24 protein-coding genes and 1 riboswitch are annotated in these 20,910 nt (G+C 68.0%); of the genes, 9 read left to right on the top strand and 15 right to left on the bottom strand.

Annotated features, from left to right (window positions below; all coding sequences use genetic code 11):
• Positions 1–18 precede the first annotated feature (18 nt).
• The gene (locus LFT46_RS18500) at positions 19–828 is read right to left on the bottom strand and encodes a DUF1206 domain-containing protein (protein WP_236820629.1); all 810 of its coding nucleotides are present in this window, start codon (positions 826–828) and stop codon (positions 19–21) included.
• A 243-nt stretch (positions 829–1,071) separates the two neighbouring features.
• On the opposite strand from LFT46_RS18500, the gene LFT46_RS18495 reads away from it, so the two are divergent.
• Both LFT46_RS18495 and LFT46_RS18490 read left to right on the top strand, forming a co-directional pair.
• Positions 1,072–2,652 (top strand): hypothetical protein, encoded by a 1,581-nt coding sequence (locus LFT46_RS18495; protein WP_236820628.1) that lies wholly within the window; start codon positions 1,072–1,074, stop codon positions 2,650–2,652.
• A 5-nt stretch (positions 2,653–2,657) separates the two neighbouring features.
• Entirely contained in the window at positions 2,658–3,104 is a 447-nt protein-coding gene (locus LFT46_RS18490; RefSeq protein ID WP_236799878.1) for a hypothetical protein, read from the top strand.
• 49 nt (positions 3,105–3,153) lie between these two features.
• Here LFT46_RS18490 and trmB read toward each other — a convergent pair whose 3' ends face one another.
• Positions 3,154–4,077 carry a tRNA (guanosine(46)-N7)-methyltransferase TrmB gene (trmB, locus tag LFT46_RS18485; RefSeq protein WP_236820627.1) on the bottom strand — a complete coding sequence of 308 codons (924 nt, stop codon included), beginning with the start codon at positions 4,075–4,077 and terminating at the stop codon, positions 3,154–3,156.
• Between the two features lie 43 nt (positions 4,078–4,120).
• Positions 4,121–4,390: a hypothetical protein gene (locus LFT46_RS18480; RefSeq protein WP_236820626.1), complete on the bottom strand. Its 270-nt coding sequence runs from the start codon at positions 4,388–4,390 to the stop codon at positions 4,121–4,123.
• A 487-nt stretch (positions 4,391–4,877) separates the two neighbouring features.
• Here LFT46_RS18480 and LFT46_RS18475 point away from each other — a divergent pair, with 487 nt between their 5' ends.
• Together LFT46_RS18475 and LFT46_RS18470 are read left to right on the top strand one after the other, a co-directional pair.
• Complete coding sequence (locus LFT46_RS18475; RefSeq protein WP_442863697.1) at positions 4,878–6,131, top strand: MFS transporter; 1,254 nt, start codon at positions 4,878–4,880, stop codon at positions 6,129–6,131.
• 8 nt (positions 6,132–6,139) lie between these two features.
• A complete protein-coding gene (locus LFT46_RS18470) occupies positions 6,140–7,573 on the top strand; it encodes an MFS transporter (RefSeq protein ID WP_236820624.1) in 1,434 nt (477 codons plus the stop codon).
• A 43-nt stretch (positions 7,574–7,616) separates the two neighbouring features.
• Here the strand turns inward: LFT46_RS18470 and LFT46_RS18465 are convergent, their stop codons facing one another.
• Positions 7,617–8,420 carry an SAM-dependent methyltransferase gene (locus LFT46_RS18465; protein ID WP_236820623.1) on the bottom strand — a complete coding sequence of 268 codons (804 nt, stop codon included), beginning with the start codon at positions 8,418–8,420 and terminating at the stop codon, positions 7,617–7,619.
• Positions 8,421–8,737: 317 nt separating this feature from the next.
• On the opposite strand from LFT46_RS18465, the gene LFT46_RS18460 reads away from it, so the two are divergent.
• Positions 8,738–10,648: a DEAD/DEAH box helicase gene (locus LFT46_RS18460; RefSeq protein ID WP_236799871.1), complete on the top strand. Its 1,911-nt coding sequence runs from the start codon at positions 8,738–8,740 to the stop codon at positions 10,646–10,648.
• Positions 10,649–10,772: 124 nt separating this feature from the next.
• On the opposite strand, the gene LFT46_RS18455 is transcribed toward LFT46_RS18460, so the two are convergent.
• The 8 genes from LFT46_RS18455 to LFT46_RS18420 all read right to left on the bottom strand — a co-directional run bounded on the left by LFT46_RS18455 (position 10,773) and on the right by LFT46_RS18420 (position 16,046).
• Positions 10,773–11,897, bottom strand: a complete 1,125-nt coding sequence (locus tag LFT46_RS18455) for a permease (protein ID WP_236820622.1) — start codon at positions 11,895–11,897, stop codon at positions 10,773–10,775.
• Between the two features lie 49 nt (positions 11,898–11,946).
• Positions 11,947–12,597 carry an MBL fold metallo-hydrolase gene (locus LFT46_RS18450; RefSeq protein ID WP_236820621.1) on the bottom strand — a complete coding sequence of 217 codons (651 nt, stop codon included), beginning with the start codon at positions 12,595–12,597 and terminating at the stop codon, positions 11,947–11,949.
• A gap of 4 nt (positions 12,598–12,601) precedes the next feature.
• A complete protein-coding gene (locus tag LFT46_RS18445) occupies positions 12,602–12,919 on the bottom strand; it encodes a putative quinol monooxygenase (protein WP_236799865.1) in 318 nt (105 codons plus the stop codon).
• Between the two features lie 41 nt (positions 12,920–12,960).
• Complete coding sequence (locus LFT46_RS18440) at positions 12,961–13,974, bottom strand: aldo/keto reductase (protein ID WP_236820620.1); 1,014 nt, start codon at positions 13,972–13,974, stop codon at positions 12,961–12,963.
• A 31-nt stretch (positions 13,975–14,005) separates the two neighbouring features.
• Positions 14,006–14,632, bottom strand: a complete 627-nt coding sequence (locus tag LFT46_RS18435) for a nucleoside/nucleotide kinase family protein (RefSeq protein ID WP_236820619.1) — start codon at positions 14,630–14,632, stop codon at positions 14,006–14,008.
• A 9-nt stretch (positions 14,633–14,641) separates the two neighbouring features.
• A complete protein-coding gene (locus tag LFT46_RS18430; RefSeq protein ID WP_236799860.1) occupies positions 14,642–15,007 on the bottom strand; it encodes a DMT family transporter in 366 nt (121 codons plus the stop codon).
• Positions 15,007–15,330, bottom strand: coding sequence for a DMT family transporter (locus tag LFT46_RS18425; protein WP_236820618.1), 324 nt, complete (start codon positions 15,328–15,330; stop codon positions 15,007–15,009). The genes LFT46_RS18430 and LFT46_RS18425 overlap by 1 nt, the downstream gene beginning before the upstream one ends.
• Positions 15,331–15,340: 10 nt before the next feature.
• A riboswitch (guanidine-III (ykkC-III) riboswitch) is annotated at positions 15,341–15,406 on the bottom strand.
• 70 nt (positions 15,407–15,476) lie between these two features.
• On the bottom strand, positions 15,477–16,046 hold the full coding sequence (locus LFT46_RS18420; protein ID WP_236799857.1) for a HutD/Ves family protein: 570 nt from the start codon (positions 16,044–16,046) through the stop codon (positions 15,477–15,479).
• Positions 16,047–16,149: 103 nt separating this feature from the next.
• On the opposite strand from LFT46_RS18420, the gene LFT46_RS18415 reads away from it, so the two are divergent.
• Together LFT46_RS18415 and LFT46_RS18410 are read left to right on the top strand one after the other, a co-directional pair.
• Positions 16,150–16,761, top strand: a complete 612-nt coding sequence (locus LFT46_RS18415) for a phosphoribosylanthranilate isomerase (RefSeq protein WP_236799855.1) — start codon at positions 16,150–16,152, stop codon at positions 16,759–16,761.
• A 147-nt stretch (positions 16,762–16,908) separates the two neighbouring features.
• Complete coding sequence (locus LFT46_RS18410) at positions 16,909–17,325, top strand: YccF domain-containing protein (protein WP_236799854.1); 417 nt, start codon at positions 16,909–16,911, stop codon at positions 17,323–17,325.
• On the opposite strand, the gene LFT46_RS18405 is transcribed toward LFT46_RS18410, so the two are convergent.
• The 3 genes from LFT46_RS18405 to LFT46_RS18395 all read right to left on the bottom strand — a co-directional run bounded on the left by LFT46_RS18405 (position 17,322) and on the right by LFT46_RS18395 (position 19,486).
• The gene (locus tag LFT46_RS18405) at positions 17,322–17,705 is read right to left on the bottom strand and encodes a VOC family protein (RefSeq protein ID WP_236799852.1); all 384 of its coding nucleotides are present in this window, start codon (positions 17,703–17,705) and stop codon (positions 17,322–17,324) included. The genes LFT46_RS18410 and LFT46_RS18405 overlap by 4 nt on opposite strands.
• 105 nt (positions 17,706–17,810) lie before the next feature.
• A complete protein-coding gene (locus LFT46_RS18400) occupies positions 17,811–18,620 on the bottom strand; it encodes a 2-phosphosulfolactate phosphatase (RefSeq protein WP_236820617.1) in 810 nt (269 codons plus the stop codon).
• Complete coding sequence (locus LFT46_RS18395; RefSeq protein WP_236820616.1) at positions 18,617–19,486, bottom strand: DUF4031 domain-containing protein; 870 nt, start codon at positions 19,484–19,486, stop codon at positions 18,617–18,619. Before LFT46_RS18395 ends, LFT46_RS18400 begins: the two co-directional genes overlap by 4 nt.
• 118 nt (positions 19,487–19,604) lie before the next feature.
• On the opposite strand from LFT46_RS18395, the gene LFT46_RS18390 reads away from it, so the two are divergent.
• Together LFT46_RS18390 and modA are read left to right on the top strand one after the other, a co-directional pair.
• Positions 19,605–20,015, top strand: a complete 411-nt coding sequence (locus LFT46_RS18390) for a TOBE domain-containing protein (protein WP_236820615.1) — start codon at positions 19,605–19,607, stop codon at positions 20,013–20,015.
• Complete coding sequence (gene modA, locus LFT46_RS18385; RefSeq protein WP_236799845.1) at positions 20,012–20,842, top strand: molybdate ABC transporter substrate-binding protein; 831 nt, start codon at positions 20,012–20,014, stop codon at positions 20,840–20,842. The genes LFT46_RS18390 and modA overlap by 4 nt, the downstream gene beginning before the upstream one ends.
• Positions 20,843–20,910 lie beyond the last annotated feature (68 nt).

Raw genomic sequence — 20,910 nt, 5'->3', positions numbered from 1 at the left:
TCATCACACTGCAGCCGGCTATTTGGTCATTTTGGCCAGCCGGGCGCGCATGATCATGTACGCGCCGTAGCAGACCAGCCCGGCTCCCACCGCGGCCAGGAGATAGGGGCCCATCGGTTGGTCCCGAAGGGCACGCAGCCCGCCGTCCAGACCGGTGGAGTCCTCCGGATGTTCCTTGATGGTGGCAATCACGATGAGCAGGCCGGTCAGCAGCAGCACCAGGCCCTTGGCCAGGTATCCCGCAACCCCCAGGGTCACCACCGCTGTACGAGCCGTCCCGGAGGCCGGCATCCGCAGGTGCTTCTCGAAGGATTTGTTGGGGCCCCGCATGCCGTAGGCCACGCCCGCGACCGCCACGGCCAATCCGATCAGGACGAGCAATGCCACCCCGCCCGGGGCCTGCACCATGGCGATAGTGAAGTCGCTGGCGGCCTTGCGGTTGTCCCCGCCAGTCCCGGAGCCCGTTACGAAGTGCCAAACAGTCACGGCCAGGACGGCGTACACGACCGCCTGCAGGGCGGCCTTGGCCTTGTTCTTGATCTTTTTCCTGGTGGCCTGGTGGTTGAAGTCGAAAATTGCATCGCCGGTCTGCCAGAGCGACAACGCGGCGCAGGCCGCGAAGCTGCCCCATAGCAGAAACGGGCCCACAGGCATGGTTGCCAGCTCGGCCATCGCGCCGCTGAAATCGGCATTGCCCGTGCCGCCCACGGCCAGCCGGACGGCAATGGCACCCACCAACAGGTGCAGGATGCCGCTAACCGCAAACCCGGCGCGGGCCAGGAACTCGAGGATGCGCGAATTCGTGACGTCCTCGGCCTTCTCGACCACCTGTTTGAGTTCTTCTTTTATCGTCTTTCCTTTGAGCAGGCGCGGTAGTGCGCTGGTGTGCGTGCCCTTCGTACAAGGGCAATCGTGCCATGCCGGCCGGGATGCGGAACAGTCGGCTCCCGGCACTGTCCGCGCCCGGACCGCCGGGCGATGGGGAGGGATCCCCATCGCCCGCTTCCGCTACCTGTGCAACCATAAGGACCAGCGATCGACAGGCACCGCACACTTTTCCCGGGGGAAACCATGACTTTTTACGGCGCAGACATCAGCCAGCTGCGGGCGCTGGCCAAGGCGGCCGACCAGGCAGCATCCCTGTTGAGCAGCCGGGCCGGTTCACTGCACAGCCAGATCCAGTCCGCACCGTGGAAGGGCAGGGACGGTGAACGCTTCCGCCAGGAATGGACCGCCAGCCACCGCCCCAGCCTGGACAAAGTCGTCGCCAGCCTGCGGGAAAACTCCAAAATCCTGATGAAACACGCCGACGAACAGGAGAAAGCTTCCACCGGGGGAAGCGACGGCTCCGGCGGCAGCGCCTGGGACAGGATCACTTCTTTGGCGGCGCAGGCCAAGGATTGGTTCCAGGAAAAGGCCGAAGCCGCCAGGGAGCTCGCGGAGCACCACCGCGAACTGGCGTCGGGGCTGGACCGGATGCTCAACGCCAGCCCCGAAGAGCAGGCGAAGTGGTGGGCCGGACTGTCCGACGCCGACCGCAGATACCTGATCGAGGGCGAAGGCAGCGACGGCCCCTTCGCCGAGGACCTCATGCGCATGGACGGGGGCATCCCCGGGGCCGCACAGCAACTGGCCAAACAGCACCTCCAGGAGCTGGCCAAGGCGGACATCCCGGTCTACTCGGAAACGGGCAAGGCCTCCATCGAAGCCCGGGTCGCCTGGGTCCATGCCGGTGCCGAAGTGGGAACCGAGGTGGTGGAGAACGCCGACGGGTCCGCCACCATGAAGGTGTACGGAAACCTGGGCCTTGGCGTGAATGACACCACCGGCACGGCGGGGGCCACCCTGACCGGCGAGGTATCCCGCGAGTACACCTTCGGCAGCGTGGAGGAAGCCATGGCTGCCCGCGAACAGATGTACCGGGACCTGCCGCCGGACAGCATCGGCGAGATCAAGGATGTGGCGGGCAACCCTCCCGGGTACGTCCTGGACACCATCAATGACGCTGCCAAGGACAACGGCTCCATGGGACAGGCGGACAAGGCCAAGGGCACGTTCTCGCTCAATGCAGAGGGTGAGGCCGGCACGGCCTCGGGCGGGGCAAAACTGGACCTTGCCTATGAGCGGAACCTGACGGACGGAACCTCCACCGCCAGCGGTGAAATCTCCGCGCAGGGCCAGCTCAAGCTTGACGGCAGGGTCTTCGAAGCCTCCGGAAAGGGGGGCTTGCAGGTCAACATGGACAAGAGCAACAACATCGATTCCGTCTCGGTGTCCATGGACGGCACCGTGGCGCAGGGCGTCACCTCCGGTGTGAAGACAGAAGCCGCCAAATTCGATTCCACCGTCACGGCAGGGACGCAGGGCAGCGTCAAGATCGACGTGGATTACTCTCCGGAGAACCGGCCCATCATCGACAGCTACCTGCGCAACGTTGCCCTGGGGAATGACACCGGCGCAGCCCGTGACGCGGCACGGCTCTATGAGGCCGGTTCCGCCACCGTCCAGGTGAACTCGGTTGTGACGGCCACCAACGAGGCAGGCTTTGACGTGAAGATGGGCGAGGTGGAGGTCAAGACCGAGAACCAGGCCACCACCAACGTCTCCACGTACTATAAGGTCCCCAACGACACCAAGCTCGAGAGGCTCTGAAACCCATGTCAGTGCACATCGAATCCCCGCTGGGCTTCACCGCAGACTTCCCCGAGCACACCCAGGTCCTGGGCGACTCCACGGCCGGGCCCAACAGCGAACAGTACGGCCTGCTGAACGGCGTGCTGGTCACCGTGATCAAGGACGACACCTCCGTGCAGGACGCCCCGCAGGCCAACGGCTGGGCGCACCTGATGGCGGGCTTCTACCTTGAGGACCGGGGCGGGACCCTCCTGGCGGAGGGCGAGCTGAACCTGCCCGGCAAGGCTGCCTACGCCGTGGTTGTGGGATATGACGACGACGGCGGGCCGGCCAAGGTGGCAGCCACGGTAGGCGTGTGGGAAAGGGGGCGGTTCATTGGCGTAGTGGTCATCTGGCCCTACCTGAACCCGGAGGCAGAACCCCGGCTGGACATGCTCAAGGAGATCGTGGGCTCCATCAGCGTCGGCTGAAAGTACTGCCCGGACTGGCCGGGATGCACCGCCCAGGCAGGTTCAGCGTTCAACGGCGGCGGTAGCAGAGGTCGAAGATCAACCTGCCGGCCTCGTGTGCCTTTGCCTCAAAGCTGGTCCTGATCCGGCCCTCGAAGCGGGGTGCCCAGCCGCCCGTTTCGTCCACGCCTTCGTTGGGGCCGGTGTGTTCCGTGCTCACGGGCGCGCGTCCCTCGCGGACGGGCGCGCCGCCCACCACGGATTCAACGCCGGACTGCCACACCTGGGTCAGCGGGCTTTCGGGGCCGCGGCGCTCGCCGGTGTGCAGGTTCTCGAAGTCCATTGAAGCTGCCATCACATCGCGGACGTGGACGGCATAGTTGGACCAGTCGGTGGCGATCCGGAAGAGGCCACCCGGTTTCAGGGCCCGCGCCGCCAGCTCTGCGAACTCAGGCTGGATGAGCCGGCGCTTGTGATGCCGCGACTTGTGCCACGGGTCCGGGAAGAAGACCCACAATTCACTGACCGAGCCTTCGGGCAGCATGGTGGCCAGTACCTCCGGAGCGTTTGCCTCCACCACCCTGACATTGTTCAGGCCCCGGCTGTTGATCTTGATGATGGTGTTGGCCAGGCCCGGGGTGTAGACCTCCACGGCCAGAAAGTTCGTGTCCGGGTTCTGTTCGGCTGCATGGCAGATGGCATCGCCAAGGCCCGAGCCAATCTCGACGATGAGCGGGGCGTCACGGCCGAATTCAGCCGCAGCGTCAAAGACGTAGTCGGGGTGGACCGAGGTGTTGGCCACGTGCCTTGGTACGTCGACGGCCCACCGCTCGGCATGCTCGGCCCAGGCAGCTTGCCTCCGGCCCTGCAATCGGGTGCCGCGGCGCACGAAGCTGACCGGGCGGCCGCCATAGGTGCCAAAGGAGGCCTGGGTTCCGGGCGTCACGGGCCTCGGGACATGCGGCTGCTGGGGGTTTTCAGGGGATTCGCTCATCCCTTCCAGAATAGCGCCGCGAGACTGCTCCGGATCGGAGGGGTCACAACACCCCCACGTTGTCCAACGCCGGACCCAGTGCCAGGGCATAGACCAGACCGCCAAGACACAGCGCAACCGCCGCAGCGGAGCGGTCACCGGATCCCTGTGGCGACCGCTTTAGGGCAGGGATGGCCCGTCGCAGGGCGAGAGAAGCAAAGAGGAGCGGAAGGCTGAACAGCACCAGGGGAGTCACCCATGGCCTGCTGGAAGAGCCGTTGGACGAATACGTCATCAACATGGCGAACATGGATACAGGTGCCGTGAGGATCATGCTTGCAGGGGCAAGGATCGCCAGGACCAGGCTGTCGGCCCCTTTATGCCTGGGCGCACGTGGCTGAGGCTGGCCAGGGCCTCCCTGCCGGGGAGGCGAGCCCGGCCCGCCCGGCGGTGCGCTTCCCTTCGATGCAGCGTCCACGGATCTACTGGCCTGCGATGCACCGTCCACCGATCTACCGTCCAGCGACGCACCTTCCGCCAGTCGGCTTTCGGTCGATCCCGGGCCGGGTTCCGGTTGCGGCGTGGTTTCCATGGTGCTCCCATCGGTTGATGCAGCCATGTGCGTGGCCGCGGCTGCTTTCAACCTACGAAGTTGCAGGGGAAGCCAGAAGCCGCCTCTTCCCCTATGTGGAAAACCTGCATCCGCGCTCTCCTGCGAGAATGGGCCCATGAAGGACGCAATGAATGCCGGGGCAAGTAAGCAGCGGCGGATGACAGCCGCGGGGGACGCACAGGGCCGGGCCCGGAGCGGCAGCAGCCTGATGGACCTCAGCACCCTGGTGGACGCAGAAATCGATGAACTCCCGCCGGCGGCACCCACCCGGGTGGGCAGCCGCCGTGCCTTGGTCTACCTGGGGGTGTGCCTGGTCCTGATAGGACTGAACCTCCGCAGCGTCTTTTCCAGCCTCTCGGCAGTCCTTCCGGAAGTGACGTCCCAGGCGGCGCTGCCGGGCTGGTCCGTGGTGGTGCTGACCACCGTCCCCGTGACACTGCTCGGCGTGTTTGCGCCGCTCGCCCCGGTCCTGGCCCGCCGCTTCGGGGCGGAACGGGTGCTTTTGGGGGCCATGGCATTGCTGACTGCCGGGCTGCTGCTGCGGCCCGTGGACACCGGGGCAGGCACGGGCGGGGCCGGCCACCTGCCTGCCCTCCTGGTTGGCACGGCTGCCTGCGGGGCCGCCATCGCACTGTGCAACGTGCTGCTCCCCGGCCTGGTGAAGCGCGACTTCCCCCACCGGCTGGGCCTCATGGGCGGCCTCTACACCACCGCCATCTGTGCGTCCGCCGCCCTGGGAGCCGGATTCACGTACCCGGTCTACACGGCGACGGGGGAGTGGACCAAGGCGCTGTGGGTGTGGGCGCTGCCCGCCGCCGTCGTCCTTTTGCTGTTCCTGCCCGTAGCCGTCCGGCAGGAAACTGTCCGGCACCAGGCGGTCAGGGACGGCGTCAATGTGTGGCGTTCCCCGGTCGCCTGGCAGGTGACCATCTTCATGGTGCTGCAGGCCATGATGTCCTTCAGCGGGTTCGCCTGGCTGGCGCCCATCCTCCGCGACAGGGGCGTGGACGGTGCCACGGCAGGGCTGATCGTCGCCGTGTGCATCGTGCTGCAGATGCTGGGTTCGCTGTTCGCGCCGGCCTTGGCCGCGAGGTTCCGGGACCAGCGGGCCATCAATACCGTAGTGGCGTTGATGACCGGCGCCGGGTTCGCGCTTAGCATCCTGGGTCCGCTCGATCTCATTTGGGTGTGGGCCGGGCTGCTTGGCCTGGGCCAGGGCAGCCTCACGGCTTGCGCACTGACCCTGATCATGCTCCGCACCCGTGACGGGCATACCGCCGCCCACCTGTCCGGCATGATGCAGGGTGTTGGCTACGGGGTGGGCTCCACGGGGACGCTCATGGTGGGGCAGTTGCACCAGGCCACAGGCTCGTTCGTGCCCGCCGGCATCCTGTTCACGGTGGTGGGCCTGCTCGCGGCGGTCTTCGGCTACCGCTCAGGCCGGAACCGGTTCGTGGGGTAGGAACTGCCGTGCGGGACTCCACCCTTCCGGCCGCCCATCCCGCCACCGGGATCTTCCGGCCCCCGTATCTGTGGGTGACCATCGGCACGTGCGCCCTGGTGTTCCTTGCCGCTTTTGAGTCCCTGGCCGTCACCACCATCATGCCGCTGGTCAGCCGGGAGCTGAACGGCGGCAGCCTCTACGCGCTGGCCTTCGCCGGGCCGCTGGCCACCGGTGTGATTGGCATGGTGGGAGCCGGCAACTGGTCCGACCGGCGCGGGCCAGCCATGCCGTTGTACGCCTCTGTCTCACTGTTCGTGCTGGGACTCCTGATTGCGGGCAGCTCGGTGTCGATGCCGATGCTCGTCGCAGGCCGCCTGGTCCAAGGGCTCGGCGGCGGCGCCCTTACCGTGGCGCTGTACGTGCTGGTTGCGCGGTTCTTTCCCGGCCCGCTCCATCCCAGGATCTTCGCTGCCTTTTCGGCCGCGTGGGTGGTCCCTTCACTGGTGGGGCCCTTCGCCGCGGGCGTGGTGGCACAGGTGTTCAGCTGGCATTGGGTGTTCCTGGGCGTGGTGGGCCTGGTCATTCCCGCGCTGGTGATGATCGTGCCGGTGCTCCGGGGCCTGGATGAACCTGAAGAGGCAGGCGCGCCCCAAGGGGCCGGTCAGCCAGCCCACCCCGTCCCGCCCTGGGCCCTGGGCCGGCTCGGGTGGGCGGCGCTGGCCGCGCTCGCGGTGCTGGGCCTCAACCTCTCGGCCGAGGTCAGCATCCCCTCGTTCCCCGCCGCCACGGCACTCCTGGCATCGGCCGCCGTCGTCCTTGCCCTGGTGGCCGTCCGGCCGTTGGTGCCCCACGGCACCCTTGCTGCCCGCCGCGGGCTGCCCAGCGTGATCCTGGCACGCGGGCTGGCTTCGGCTTCCTTCTTTGGTGCGGAGGTCTACCTTCCCTACCTGTTGATCGACCAGTACGCGTTCCCGCCCACCCTGGCTGGCCTGACCCTGACCGGAGGAGCGCTGGCCTGGGCCGGTGCAGCGGCGGTCCAGGGCCGGCTCGGTTCCAAGCTGCCGCACCAAAGCGCGGTGCAGACCGGCTCGCTGATGGTCCTGGCGGCGGTGCTCCTGGCCCTGGCCACCACGGCGCTGCACTGGCCCGCTGCCATCGCCATCGCGGGCTGGGTCTTGGCGGGCGGTGGCATGGGCCTGCTCTACCCGCGCCTCAGCGTGATGACCCTGGCGCTCTCCACCAAGGAGAACGAAGGCTTCAACAGCTCGGCCATGTCCATTTCCGACTCCCTGGGCGGAGCGCTGTCGCTGGCCACCACCGGGATAGTCTTCGCGGCATTTACGACGGCGGTCCAGTCCTTCGCGGGTGTCTTCGCCTTCACTGCGGCCATCGGAGTGGGCGCGGCGCTGGTGGCGCCCCGGGTTACCGGGCGTACGCCCTCAACCAGCCGCACGCCCTGAACCAGCCGTACGCCCTGAACCAGCCGTACGCCCTGAGGGGCGGTCAGGCGAGGCGCGTTGCGCGGAGGACGACGTCGGCGATGGTGGCTTCCTGCCCTTCCGGTCCGGTCACGGGGCGTTCCCGTGAAGTGAGGACTTCCAGCTGCCACTCCGGGCGGCCATTTGAATCGAGCCGGTCCAGCCCGAGCTCCTGTACCAGCTGGTCGGCGGTGTAGAACATGCCCGCATGATGGTGCGCTGGGCCCCAGGGCGGCAGCCGGTCAGGATGGTGGCCCACCACCAGCAGCGTCCCGCCCGGCTTCACGGCTCCGGCGGCGGTCCGCAGCGGAATCCGCCAGTCGAGCTCCTGGGAGTGCAGGAACTGCGACGTCACCAGGTCGTACAACGCCTCCGGCTGCCACTGCGTCAGGTCCGCCAGCTGCCACGTGATCCGGCTTCCGATCCCACCGTTGGACGCCTGCACGCTTTCCCGTTCCAGTTCGGCCAGTTCGTGCGAGTGCGCCCGTTCCAGGGCTACGGCGGAAACGTCGACGGCGGTCACGGACCAGCCCTGCTGCGCAAGCCAGATGGCGTCGGCACCTTCGCCGCAGCCCAGTTCCAGCGCCTTTCCCGGGCGCAGGCCGCCGGCTTCACGGACCAGCTGCGGGTTGGGCTTCCCGCTCCAGAGCCGCGCCTTGGTGCGGTACCGCTCGTCCCAGACCGATGCGGCATCAATGCTGCCGCCCGCCGCCTCGGGCGCGCTGCCGCCGTCGTGCGCTTGATTCCAGGGCGCTTCGTCCCCTTGGGGCCGGTGCCCCTGCGCTTCCTGCCGGTGCGTTTCCTGTTGCTCCTCCGGGTGCTCGTTCATGGGTCAACACTGCCCCGCCGGGGCTCCCATGGCAACGCCGCGGAAGGACGCCGGGCGCCGGGATGGTAGACTGGTGGAACTTGATGTGCAGTGATGCCGCCTGCTCCTGATCTGGAGATCCTTTCCGGGGAGTGGGCTTTCTTCATGTGAGAGGCACATCCTGCGTCGATGAACGCGTTCCATTTGGTCCCGGCCGGCTGTCCCTATTTACAGCGCCCGGTTGATCACCTGACTTTTCTTCGGCGAAACCCCTGGTCCAACCGGCATCGGGGGCCGATATCCGCCCGGATACCGCCAGAAAGACCGTAAAGAACTACATGACTACTTTTGCTGCCCTCGGTACTCCCAAGGCCCTTGCAGACACCCTTTCCGCGCAGGGAATCGTTGAACCGTTTCCCATCCAGGTCAAGACCCTTCCGGACACGCTGTCCGGACGTGACGTCCTGGGCCGCGGCCGGACCGGATCCGGTAAAACCATCGCTTTCGCCATCCCGCTTGTAGCAAGACTCGCTGAGCGGGAAGCCAAGCACTTCCGTAAGCCCGGCCGCCCCATGGGCCTGGTCCTGGCACCCACCCGTGAGCTGGCCACCCAGATCAACGCCACCATCGAGCCCCTGGCCAAGGCTGCCGGTCTGAACACCACGGTGATCTACGGCGGCATTTCCCAGGCGCGGCAGGAAAAGGCGCTGCGCGCCGGCGTCGACATCGTCATCGCCTGCCCCGGTCGCCTGGAGGACCTGATCCGCCAGCGCATCCTCACCCTCGAGGCCGTGGAGATCACCGTCCTGGACGAGGCCGACCACATGGCTGACCTCGGCTTCCTGCCCGTGGTCAAGAAGCTTATGGACATGACCCCAAGCCAGGGGCAGCGGTTGCTCTTCTCCGCCACTCTGGACAACGGCGTGGACAAGATCGTCCAGCGCTACCTGTCCAACCCGCTCACCCACTCCGTGGATGACCCGCAGGCCGCGGTGACCACCATGGAGCACCACGTGCTGGTGGTCAACGACCAGACCGTCAAGAAGCAACTGATCGTGGAGCTTGCTTCCGGCGCCGGCCGCCGCGTCCTGTTCATGCGGACGAAGCACCACGCCCGCAAGCTGGCCAAGACCCTGACGGACGCCGGCATCCCCGCCGTCGACCTGCACGGCAACCTGTCGCAGAACGCCCGCGACCGCAACCTGGCTGAGTTCTCCAATGGTGACGTCCGCGTCCTGGTCGCCACCGACGTCGCCGCCCGCGGTGTGCACGTTGACGACGTCGAACTCGTCATCCACGTGGACCCGCCCACCGAGCACAAGGCATACCTGCACCGCTCCGGACGCACCGCCCGCGCGGGTTCCGACGGCACCGTGGTGACGCTGACCCTGCCGGAGCAGCAGACCGACGTGAAGAAGCTCATGAAGGCCGCCGGCGTGGACGTCAGCTTCGAACGCGTCACTGCCAGCTCGCCCATCGTGGCCGAGCTCGTCGGTGACATCGCCGAAAAGGTCGACCCCCGGACCCGCGCTGCACTGATGGCCGCCAAGACGGCCAAGCAGGGTGGCGGCACCTCCACCGGAGCCAACGCGGAACGCAAGCGTGCACGCCGCCAGGCTGCCCCCACCGCCGGTGGCCGTGGCGGCCGCGGCGGACGCGGCAAGGTTGCAGCAGAGGCAGTGCGCGGCGACGTTCCGCGTGCCGAGCGCCGCGCCGCAGCATTCGAGGGCCGCACTGAGGCCCGCGCAGCGTTCGACCGCAACGCCGAGCAGAACGAGGACCGCGCGGTGGCCGCAGCAGCTGCACGCCGCAACGCCCGTGGCCGCGGCACCGCTTCGACCCACCGCAACGACGTCCCCGCGGCAGGTGGCCGCTCATCGGCCGGCCGCGGTTCGGACGGACGTGCGGCGGAAGGCCGCGGCGATTCCCGGATCACCCGCAGCGACGCCCCGCGCGGCGGCACCGGCCGCCCGGCCTCAGGCGGGCGCCCCGCTTCCGGTGGACGTCCGGCAGCCGGTGGTCGGCCCGCTTCCGGCGGCGGCCAGCGCAGTGGTCGTCCGGCGACCGGGCAGCGCGCAGCAGCAACCGGTGGCAGCAAGGCCGTCTGGTCGTCCAACACCGGCGGAACCTCCGGCGGTTCGTTCAGCTCAGGTAATGGCGGCTCGGGCAACGGCGGCTCAGGCCGTCCGGCCCGCAGCGGCCCGCGCCGCGCATCCGCCCCGGCGTCGAATGAGCGCCGCGGACGGTAACAACGCCTGGCCCATCGAGTGCTCCGATAACGTCGTTTAGGAGGTTCTAAACGACAGTTGCGGAGCACTCGGTGCGTTAAACCGGGTTTGGCAGCAGGGACCAGGGCCGCGGCTGCCGGGTGCCTCAGGTCAGCGCCGCCATGGCGACCGCGCCCGCCAGGCCCAGCCCCATCACGGCAGCCCCAGTGGCTGCGATCACCCGGCCGGGGAAGGCCCCGCGGACCATAAGCATCGACGGCAGGCTTAGCGCGGGCAGGGTCAGCACCAGGGCCGCCAGGGGAACCATTCCAACTCCAGCGGCCATCAACGCGCCGATGATGGGGATTTCCGCGGCGGTCGGGATTACGAACAGGGTTCCGACGACGGCGAGCAGGACGGCGGCGAGCACGCCCCAGGACGCGAGCGTGCCGGCTTCCGGGAACAGCCAGCCACGAAAGGCGCCCAGGAGCATCACCACCACCGCATACTCCGGCAGGAGTCGCACCGATAACCGGACCAGGGCCTTGGCGAACCTGTGGACTGCGCCCGCGGCAGTCACGGTTTCAGCGGGCTCTTCCACCGGTCCGGCGACGCTGGTCCCTTTTGCCAGGCGGCTCACGAGCAGCGTGACGCCAAAGACAAGGATCACGCCGGTGCCCACGCGGACGGCCACGAACTGCCAGGGGAGCACAAAGGCCATGAATGCCAGGGCTGCCGGATTGAGCACGGGATTACCCAGCCAGTATGCGAGCGCGGAGCTGACGGGCACCCCTCTGCGGCGAACATTCAACGCGACGGGCGCGGCGCAGCATGTGCACATCATTGATGACATGGACAGGAGCCCGCCACAGACCGTGCTCACAGCCGGGCCACGCCTGGCCTGGAACAGCGCGAGCAACCGGCGGGCGGGAAGAAACGCCTCCACCGCCGCTGCAACGAGCAGGCCGGCCACCAGCGCCTGCCAGATCGACCCGACGTAGCCCAGGCTGTACTCAAAAGCCGCGTTCCACGAGGGGGCGGGCGGCGCGCTTGCCTTGCCGGACAAGACGGAGTTTCCCAACGAGTGGCTGTCCGCCACCGCCGGGATCTTGAGGGCATAGGGGTACCACTTGGCCCACAGGAGGACCGCGATGGCTATCCCGGCCGTGGCCAGCGTTCCCACAAGCACCATTCGCCGGGCAGCCGAATCCGGAGTGAGCTCCTGGTCCCGTTGCCCGGTGTCCCGTGTCCCGTTGTCCTGGCGGTCGATACCCGCGGCACTATCCTTCATGCGTTCCCGAAACCTCTCCTCGTGGGGCTTGGCGGCAGCTGGCGAACCGCTACCAGCCGCGGGCGCGCCATTCGTCGAGGTGCGGCCGCTCTGCACCAAGAGTGGTCGGCTTGCCGTGGCCGGGATGGATGACCGCGGAGTCCGGGTAGGCGCCGAACAACCGCTCCGTGACGTCGGCCAGGAGCTGGTTGAACCGTTCGGGGTCCTTCTGCGTGTTGCCCACGCCGCCCGGGAACAGCGAGTCACCGGAGAAGATATGCGCCGGCCCGTCCGGGTCCTCGTAAACGAAGGCAATTGAACCGGGGGTGTGCCCGCGCAGGTGGACTGCCGTCACATCAAAGCCGTCGAAGTTGCCAACGTCGCCATGCCTGAGCCGGACGTCAACGGGAACCGGCAACGCATCGGCGTCGTCCGCCCCGGCGGCTGTCCGCGCCCCCGTAGCCGCCACCAGCTCCTTCAGCGCCCGCACGTGGTCCCAGTGCTGGTGGGTCGTTGCGATGAGGGCCAGCCGGGGAACAGCCGTCGTGTCCGCGGCCCCGTCCGCCAGCAACTGCTGGATGGCGGGAAGGTCGTCGGCGGCATCAATCAGCAGCTGGGCCCCGCTCTCCTTCGCCGTCAGCAAGTACACGTTGTTGTCCATCTCGCTGACGGAGATGCTGCGGATGGTCAGGGCCGGCAGGTCGTAGAGAAGTGAGTCCATGGGCTTAGGCCTGGGACGGCTGCAGGTCGAGCGGCATGGTCTCCGAGTAAACCTGCTTTGACGGTGTCCCGGCGAGAACCTCGCCCAGCCTGTGCTTCCCCTCCGGCGTCTTCCGCCATGCGGCGTAGTCGTCATGGTCCTGGGTGGTGGCCCAGGTTTCCACTACCAGGATGTGGCACGGATCTGCGTCGTCCACCAATGCTTCGATCCCCAGGTTTCCGGGCCAGGCACGGGTGGCGGCGAGGGTTTCAGACAGGTATGCGGCGGCGTCGTCGCGGCGGGCGGGGTCAATCTGGACTTCGAAGTGCACGATGGCAGGCATGGGGCTCCTTTGGGTTTGCGGTGGAATTGGTGAAAGGCGTGTTATTCCCGGCCCTCGGACACCCATTTGGGGTCCGCGGAACGGGAGCCGACGACGGCGTCTGAGGCCGCGTCCAGGGCCTCCAGGTGCGCCGGGGTGAGGTCGAGGGACAGTGCGCCGAGGTTTTCGTCGATGCGGGCGGCCTTGCGGGTGCCGGGGATGGGGACCACGGGCAGGCCCAGCCGCTTGCCCTGGGCCAGCAGCCACGCCAAGGCAACCTGGGCGGGGGTGGCCTGCAGCTGGTCCGCCACGGACCGGACCGCGTCCACCACGGCCTGGTTGGCGCTTGCGGCATCGGGGGCGAAACGGGGGATGTTCCGGCGGAAGTCCTTGTCGCCCAGGCTCGAGGTGTCCACGGTGCCGGTGAGGAACCCGCGGCCCAGCGGAGAGTAGGGAACAAAACCCACACCGAGGTTGGCGGCGGCGGGAACCACATTGCGTTCCACATCGCGGCTCCAGATGGACCATTCGCTTTGGACCGCGGCGATGGGGTGGACCGCCGAGGCGTCCTGCAGTTCCTGCGCCGTCACTTCGGACAGGCCCAGGTGCTTGACCTTTCCCTGCTTCACCAGCTCGGCCATGGCGCCCACGGTCTCTTCGATGGGGACCCGGACGTCCCGGCGGTGCATGTAGTAGAGGTCGATGACGTCCGTGCCCAGCCGCTGCAGGCTCCGCTCCACCGCCTGGTGCACGTATCCGGCGTCGCCCCTGATGTCCGTGTAGCCGTCCGTCGGCGTGCCCACCAGCGCGAACTTAGTGGCCAGCTGGACCTCGTCCCGCCGGTCCTTGAGCAGCTGGGAAATCAGTTCTTCGTTGCTGCCGCCGCCGTAGATGTCGGCTGTGTCAATGAAGCTGACACCGGCGTCCACGGCATGGTGCAGCGTCTGCAGTGCCTCCGCTGGGTCCACCTCGCCGTAAACGGGGGTGAGGGCCATGCCGCCGAACCCGAGGGGGCTGACGGCCAGGCCGTCGCCGAGCTGGACTGTAGTGCCGGGGTTGGTGGGGGCGTTAGCCATGGGTGCTCCTGTTCGTTTCCTGAGAATGACGTTACAGCCAGGGTATGACGCGGTCCGCGGCAGGGCGGGTTGCCTGGATCAGCCGGGCGTTCGCCTCGTCGGGTCCGCTGGCCCAGGCAAGCGCAGTCTCCGGGTCCATCCCGAACGACACATGCCGGTCAACCAGCCGCTGCAGCCGGAGCTCGTGCGGGGTTTCGAGGAACCACACCTCGTCCAGCTGCGCCCGCACCTCCTTCCATGGCTCCTGGTCCGCCAGCAGGTAGTTGCCCTCGGTGATCACCAGCGGGACGTCGGCCGGGACGGCGATGGACGCCGCTACCGGTTCATCGATGGTGCGGCGGAACTCCGGCGCGTACACCACTGCCTCGTCCCGGCGCGCCAGGCGGCGCAGCAGCGAGAGGTAGCCGCTGCCGTCGAACGTATCAATGGCGCCCTTCCGCGCACGCAACGGCGTGCCCTCGATGATCGCGTTGCCCAGGTGGAAGCCGTCCATCGGGACCACAACCGAGGTTCCCGGGCTGAACTGCTCCTGGAGCCAGGTTGCGAAAGTGGACTTGCCGGACCCTGGCGCCCCGGCAATGCCGAGGATGGTCCGCGTGCCAGGCACCATGCGGCGTCGCAGCGCGTCGACGGCCTGGGCGATCTCGGGGGAGTCCATGGCAAAAGCCTAGTCACTGCTGGGAGCAGCCGGAGCGTCTTTTCCGGCCGGCAGCGCCTTCAGGCCGGCCGCGCAGCCCACGATGCCGGCGATGAACAGCAGTTTCACCACGCTGAAGGGCTCCACGCCGGTGGCCATTGCCCAGCCGACGGTGAGTGCGGCGCCTATACCCACCCAGATGGCGTAGGCGGTGCCCAGGGGAATGCTGCGGATGGCCATGCCCAGGCCCAGCATGCTCAGGGTCGCGGTGACGGCGAAGACGGCAGTAGGCAAGGGTTTGCTGAAGCCGTCGGACAGGCCAAGGGCCGTGGCCCAGACTGCTTCCAGGACCGCGGACGCCAGGAGCACCAGCCACGGGAGTGCGCGCTTCAGCATTACGCCACCACCTTCAGGCCAACTACGCACGCGGCGATGCCGGACAGCAGCAGCAGGCGCGCCGCCGTCGGGGGTTCCACTTTGGTAGCCATGGCGTAGGCGGAAGTGAGGACGACGCCCACACCCACCCACACGGCGTAGGCGGTGCCGGTGGGGATGGACTGCATAGCGACGGCGAGACCCCCGGTGCTGGCCGCGACGGCCACGAGGAAGAGGGCGGCCGGGGCGAGGCGCCGGCGCCCGGAAACCTTGGAGGCCCGGTGCAGCGCGGCCGCCCAGACGGCTTCCAGAGCGCCGGAAAGAATGAGGATTACCCACGACATGACCAGATCCTTTGGCCAGTCTTGTCGCGTGCCGGGTACTGAACCGTCGTCCGGAGGCTCGGGTGCGGAGCCTTGGATTCCAGCGTAGCAACGCACGACGGCGGCCAGCCACCGTTGGTGCCCAACCTCACCAGCGGTGCCGGTACTTACGCGGTGGTGTCCACCGGGTCGATGGACACCACGGCCAGGAAGCCGCGCCCCAGGATTTCGGGAGAGCCGCCGTCCGAGCCCACTACCGTGTCGTAGCGGCCCAGCTCCATGGGCTCTCCGCCGCCCTGGCTGACCGTCGCCTGCCCTTGCAGCAGCACACCGAACTGCCCTTCGAACACCGGGTGGGCGCGCTTCCTGGACAGCTCAACGATGGACGTGAAGCCCTTGAAGGCCCCCGCCCGGGTGATGACGTTCAGGTCCCTGATGTCCCCGGTGGGCAGCTTGGCAGCGGTGGCGGCCCCGCCGTCGAACCTGAAGGGACGGTACTTCTCCAGGGGCTGCTCTGCGCCGTCAACGGAAAGCAGGATCAGTTCCCCTTCGATGACCGTCAGGACGCGCTCCATGCCGGGGAACGCCGTGAAATCTCCTGCCTTGGCAACGTCAGCGATGCTCACCCGCCAGTCAAAGCCACCGTCTTCGGAGTCCTGGCGTGCGATTTCCCTGGTCACCCCGCCGCCATTGCGCCACGGTTGGGCCTTGAGTTCTGCGAAGCGGATGATCTGCATCAGCCCAGCCTAGTTGCCGCGTGTGGGCGGCATCGCAGTTGGGTCCGGTCCCTGCTACTCTCCTGCGGGGGGTCAACACGAAAACAGCCTGAAGGAGCCGGGAATGTTCGTCAAAGTGTGTGGTCTCAGCACGCCCGAATCGGTGCGCGAGGCAGTGGATGCCGGTGCGGACGCCGTGGGTTTCGTGCTCACGGCCAGCCCCCGGGTGGTCTCGCCGTCGCAGGCGGCTTCGTTGCTGGCAGGGGTCCCCAAAACCGTCTCCCCGATCGGGGTGTTCCGCGACGAACCGGTGGCCGACGCCATTGCCATCGCCCGGGCAGCGGGCCTGGAATGGATCCAGCTGCACGGCAGCCGGTCCCGCGCGGACGTGAAAACCGTGCACGACGCCGGCATGAAGCTGATCAGGGCCATCACCATGGGTGCCGCCCAGGATGATTTCGAGGACTGGGGCGAGGACCTGCTCCTGATTGATGCAGCGGTGCCCGGATCCGGCGAGTCCTGGGACTACGCCTCCGTGGCTGCGCTGCCCGCGCTGCAAGGGCGCAACTGGCTGCTCGCCGGTGGACTTGAACCCGGGAACGTGGGCCAGGCATCGGCAGCCGCGCATGCCTGGGGTGTGGATGTTTCCTCCGGCGTTGAAGTATCCCGGGGCGTGAAGGACCTGGCCAAGGTCCGCGCCTTCGTGCACGCTGCCAAGGACGCCGCCACGGTCTAGGTGGGCTGCCAGGGCTGGGCTGGCAGGGCGGCAGCCCCAAGTTCCGGCCACCGGATCGGGCAGGATCCCTGGGCACGAACCAGTATCAGGGCAGGATCAGGGGAGTCCCCCACCCTTTTGTCGGAGGGGCGGGGGCACAATGGGTGCATGAAGACACTTCTGAACATCATCTGGCTGGTTTTCGGCGGCCTGTGGCTTGCCTTGGGCTATTTCCTGGCGGGTGTGGTCTGCTGCCTGCTGATCGTCACCATCCCGTGGGGCATTGCCTCGTTCCGGATCGCCGCCTACACCCTGTGGCCCTTTGGTCGAATGGTGGTGGATAAGCCCGGCGGCACCGGTGTCTTCTCGCTGCTGGGCAATGTGATCTGGCTGCTGGTGGCCGGAATCTGGATCGCCATCGGGCACGTGGTCACGGCGTTCGCCATGGCCATCACCATCGTCGGCATTCCGCTGGCCATCGCCAACCTGAAGCTAATCCCGGTGTCCCTGATGCCGCTCGGCAAGCAGATCGTGCCCACCAGTACCCCCTTTGTGAGTACCTACCCCGTCAGGACCTACCGCTAGCCGCCTTCGCCGGGCCTCAGGGCGCGAAGCACGCAGAACTCGTTGCCGTCCGGGTCAGCCATGACCACCCACGTGGCGGCCGCGCCCTGTCCCACGGAGACCTGGCGGGCACCCAACTTCTCGAGCCGGGCCACTTCAGCATCCTGGTCCTCGGGCCGGAGATCCAAATGCAGGCGGTTCTTGAGCTCTTTCCGTTCGGGGACCCGCAGGAAGAGCAAATCGGGCACCACGCCGTCTTCCTTGCTGCCCGCCGGCGGCTCCAGCACGACTTCGTCATCCTCCTCATGGGTGCGCCGCCACCCCAGCGCCTTTTCCCAGAAGGCTGCCGGAATCCCGGGCTCGGTCGAATCAACGGCGATGGCTTGGATGCGCAGGCTCATCCGTGCAGTTTTGCACAGCTGCAGGGATTCCTGAACTCTCTCCCGGCGACGGTGACGGCGCCCGTCCCGGGCCTGCCGCGGCGGGTCTGCGGGTTAAGCTGTTCCTCAAAGCTGCCGGAATGCCCCGTTCCGCAGGATGGCCACCGAATCGCTTTGGTCCAGTTCCGCGGCGATGTCAGCGTCCCCGGCGTAACCGGCCCCGGACAGCTCCCGCCCGCTGGAGCATTGCTGCAGCATCTCCCGCAGGCGCGGTTCTGCGGATTCGTAGACAGCCATGGCCGCTACGGCTTCCGGTGCATAGCCGTGCCGTCCGTCACCGGCTTCATACCCGCCCTTGCCGGCAGCCACCAGCCCGGCGATGAACGCACCGGCTCCGATCTGGTCCTCGACGGCGGGGCGAAGTGTGCCGTCCGGCCAGCGTTCACCGGCGGCCACCACCGCCACCACCGCGTCGCCTGGAAGATTGGCGGCCACCCACTCCGCCGTGGCCGCCGCGTTCCGCAGGCATACCGCGGCCACCAGGGGAACCTCCCCCGCAAGCGCGTGGCACAGTTCCGAACCGTTGGGGGACGGCAGCACCACTCTCTCCAGTCCCTCCGCATCTCTGAAGCTTGTCGGGGACAGGCTCAGCCCGCCGCCGTCGCGCGGCCCCGCCAGCTGCGCCTGGTGGTGGGCAGCGAAGTCTTCCGCGCCGGTGTCCCGCCACCGGTAAGGGAAGACTTCCGCGCCCCGGTCCAGCGCCACGCTGACGCACGTACTGAAGGACAGCACGTCCACCACCACCGCGATATCCGCCCCGGGCGCCACCGTCAATGCCCCGACGAGCCCCCAGTCCAGCCGGACCGTGAACGGGAGTTGCCGGTGCGCGGCATTGGCGGAGAACGTGTGCCGCGGGCTGGAGCCGGGCGCGTTCACGTCAGTTCGCTTTCCAGGTTGCGGTGCGCCGCGTCCAGCCACAGGTCCCGGGCGCGCTCGTGGTGGAAGAGCGGGTCCAGTTCCAGCAGTTGACGCACGACGGCGGCCCTGCCGGCTGCGAAGTCGGCATCACCGATGTGCGCATAGTCCTTCCGTACGGCGGCAACATACCGGGCGTAGTCCTCCGGCTCCCCACCCAGGACGGACAGGTCCGCGTCGCAGAGGAGGGCGCCGTCGTCGTCGCCTGGTTCCGGCCGGTGGTCGGATGTCAGCCGGACCAGCCGCGCCGTCTCCGCCACCTCTTCCTCCGGCAGGCCGGCCTCGGTAAGGCGTTTCTCGGCAAGCCGTGCGGATTCCTCCTCATCCTCGCCGGCGGCGCCGCGGTACACGGCGTCGTGGAACCAGGCGGCCAGCAGCACGGACCGCGGCGCCTCGTCCGGTTCGGTGAGCAGGTCCAGCGCCTCCAGTACCGAGAGCAAATGCGTGCAGCCGTGATAGTGGCGGTGTGGTTCGCTCCACCGGTCCAGCAGGTCCAGGAACAGTGCGTCATTGCCCGGCATGATGGCCTCCCACCGGTTCAGGAGCGGGACCTTCAGCGCCTTGTTCCGACGCCGGGCCGGGATGCGCAGTCCACTCGCGATGAGCCTGCGGACCAGCACCCTGGCCTCCACGGACACCGCGCCGGCCGCCACGAGCTCCTCGAAGCGGCGTTCCGGTACGTCGTAATGGTCGCCGTCGAAGGCCCGCTCCGGGATCCCGGCGGCGGCAGCGAAGGCATGCAGCTCGTCCAGGGAAGCGTCCGAGACCAGGTGTGAGAAGTGGGTTCCGTGTGCAGGCCACAGCGGCGGGTCGATGTAAATGGCCATGGAAGCGAGTCTAGTGCTGCGGTGTGTCCGGAAGCCTGGGGTCCACAGGACAGGCTCAGCTCCTCCTTTGCGCCCTAATGCTGTTTCTGCTGCCGCATTTGCGGACTAGGATCTGTCCATGGCCCTTATCCGCGTTTCCGAAGCCGCCCGGTTCCTTGGCGTGAGCGACGATACCGTCCGCCGCTGGACCGAGAACGGAACCCTCAACCCGCTGCGCGACGGCTCGGGCCGGCTCGCGGTCGACGGGCTGGAACTGGCGGCCCACGCGCAGAAGCTGGCCCAGCTCCCGGATGACCCCAAGCGCGGCAACAGTTCCGCGCGGAACCGCTTCGTGGGCCTGGTGACCAACGTGATCACGGACAAAGTGATGGCGCAGGTGGAACTGCAGTGCGGACCCTTCCGGGTGGTGTCGCTGATGAGCAGCGAGGCGGTCCGCGAACTGGGCCTCGAACCAGGCGCCGTGGCCACCGCCGTCGTCAAGGCAACAACTGTCATCATCGAGGCCCCGAAAGGGAAGGCCACGGCATGATCAGGCAGGACATCCCCTTCCTGAGGCCCCGCTTCTGCGCCGCGCTGCTTGCCTTGGGTATCCTCCTGCCGGCTTTGCTCGCCGGATGTGGCGCGCAGGCCGGCAATGCCCCGGATGCCGGCGCCACGCCAAGCGGCACCGTCACCGTTTTTGCCGCAGCCTCCCTCAAAGCCACCTTCACCGAGCTCGCCCGCACTTTCGAAGCGGAATACCCGGGAACACACGTGGCCCTGAGCTTCGCGGGGTCCTCGGACCTGGCCGGCCAGCTCAGCCAGGGTGCACCGGCGGACGTCTTCGCATCAGCAGACACGGCCAACATGAAGAAAATGCAGGACGCGGGCCTCGCGGACGGCACGCCGAAAGACTTTGCCACCAACACCCTGGCCATCGCCGTGCCGCCCGGCAACCCGGCCGGAATCGCCTCGCTGCAGGACCTGGCCCGGCCGGGCATCAAACTGGTCACCTGCGCCCGGCAGGTTCCGTGCGGTGCCGCGACGGCCAAGGTGGCTCAGGCCGCGGGGCTTACCCTGAACCCGGTGAGCGAGGAGAATGCCGTCACGGACGTCCTGGGCAAGGTCACTTCCGGTGAGGCCGACGCCGGGCTGGTCTACGGCACGGACATCACGGCCGCCGGTTCCAGCGCGAAAGGCATCCCGTTTCCGGAAGCTGCGGGTGCAGTCAATACCTACCCGATCGCGGGTGTCGCCACCGGCCGGAACAAGGCCACCGCCAGGGCCTTCCTAAGCCTGGTCATCGGTCCGGAAGGCCAACAGGTCCTGGCCGCGGCAGGGTTCGGCCCGGCCGGCGAGGGTGCGGGCAGCAAGTGACGCAGCAAGGGAAGGTGGCCCGGCAGCAGGGAAGGCCTGCGGCGCGCCCGCGCACCCAAACCAGCGCG

This window comes from Arthrobacter sp. FW306-07-I (genome assembly GCF_021800405.1).
GTDB lineage: Bacteria > Actinomycetota > Actinomycetes > Actinomycetales > Micrococcaceae > Arthrobacter.
The sequence above is the reverse complement of the archived record's forward strand: the minus strand, read 5'-3'. Positions and strand labels throughout refer to the sequence as shown.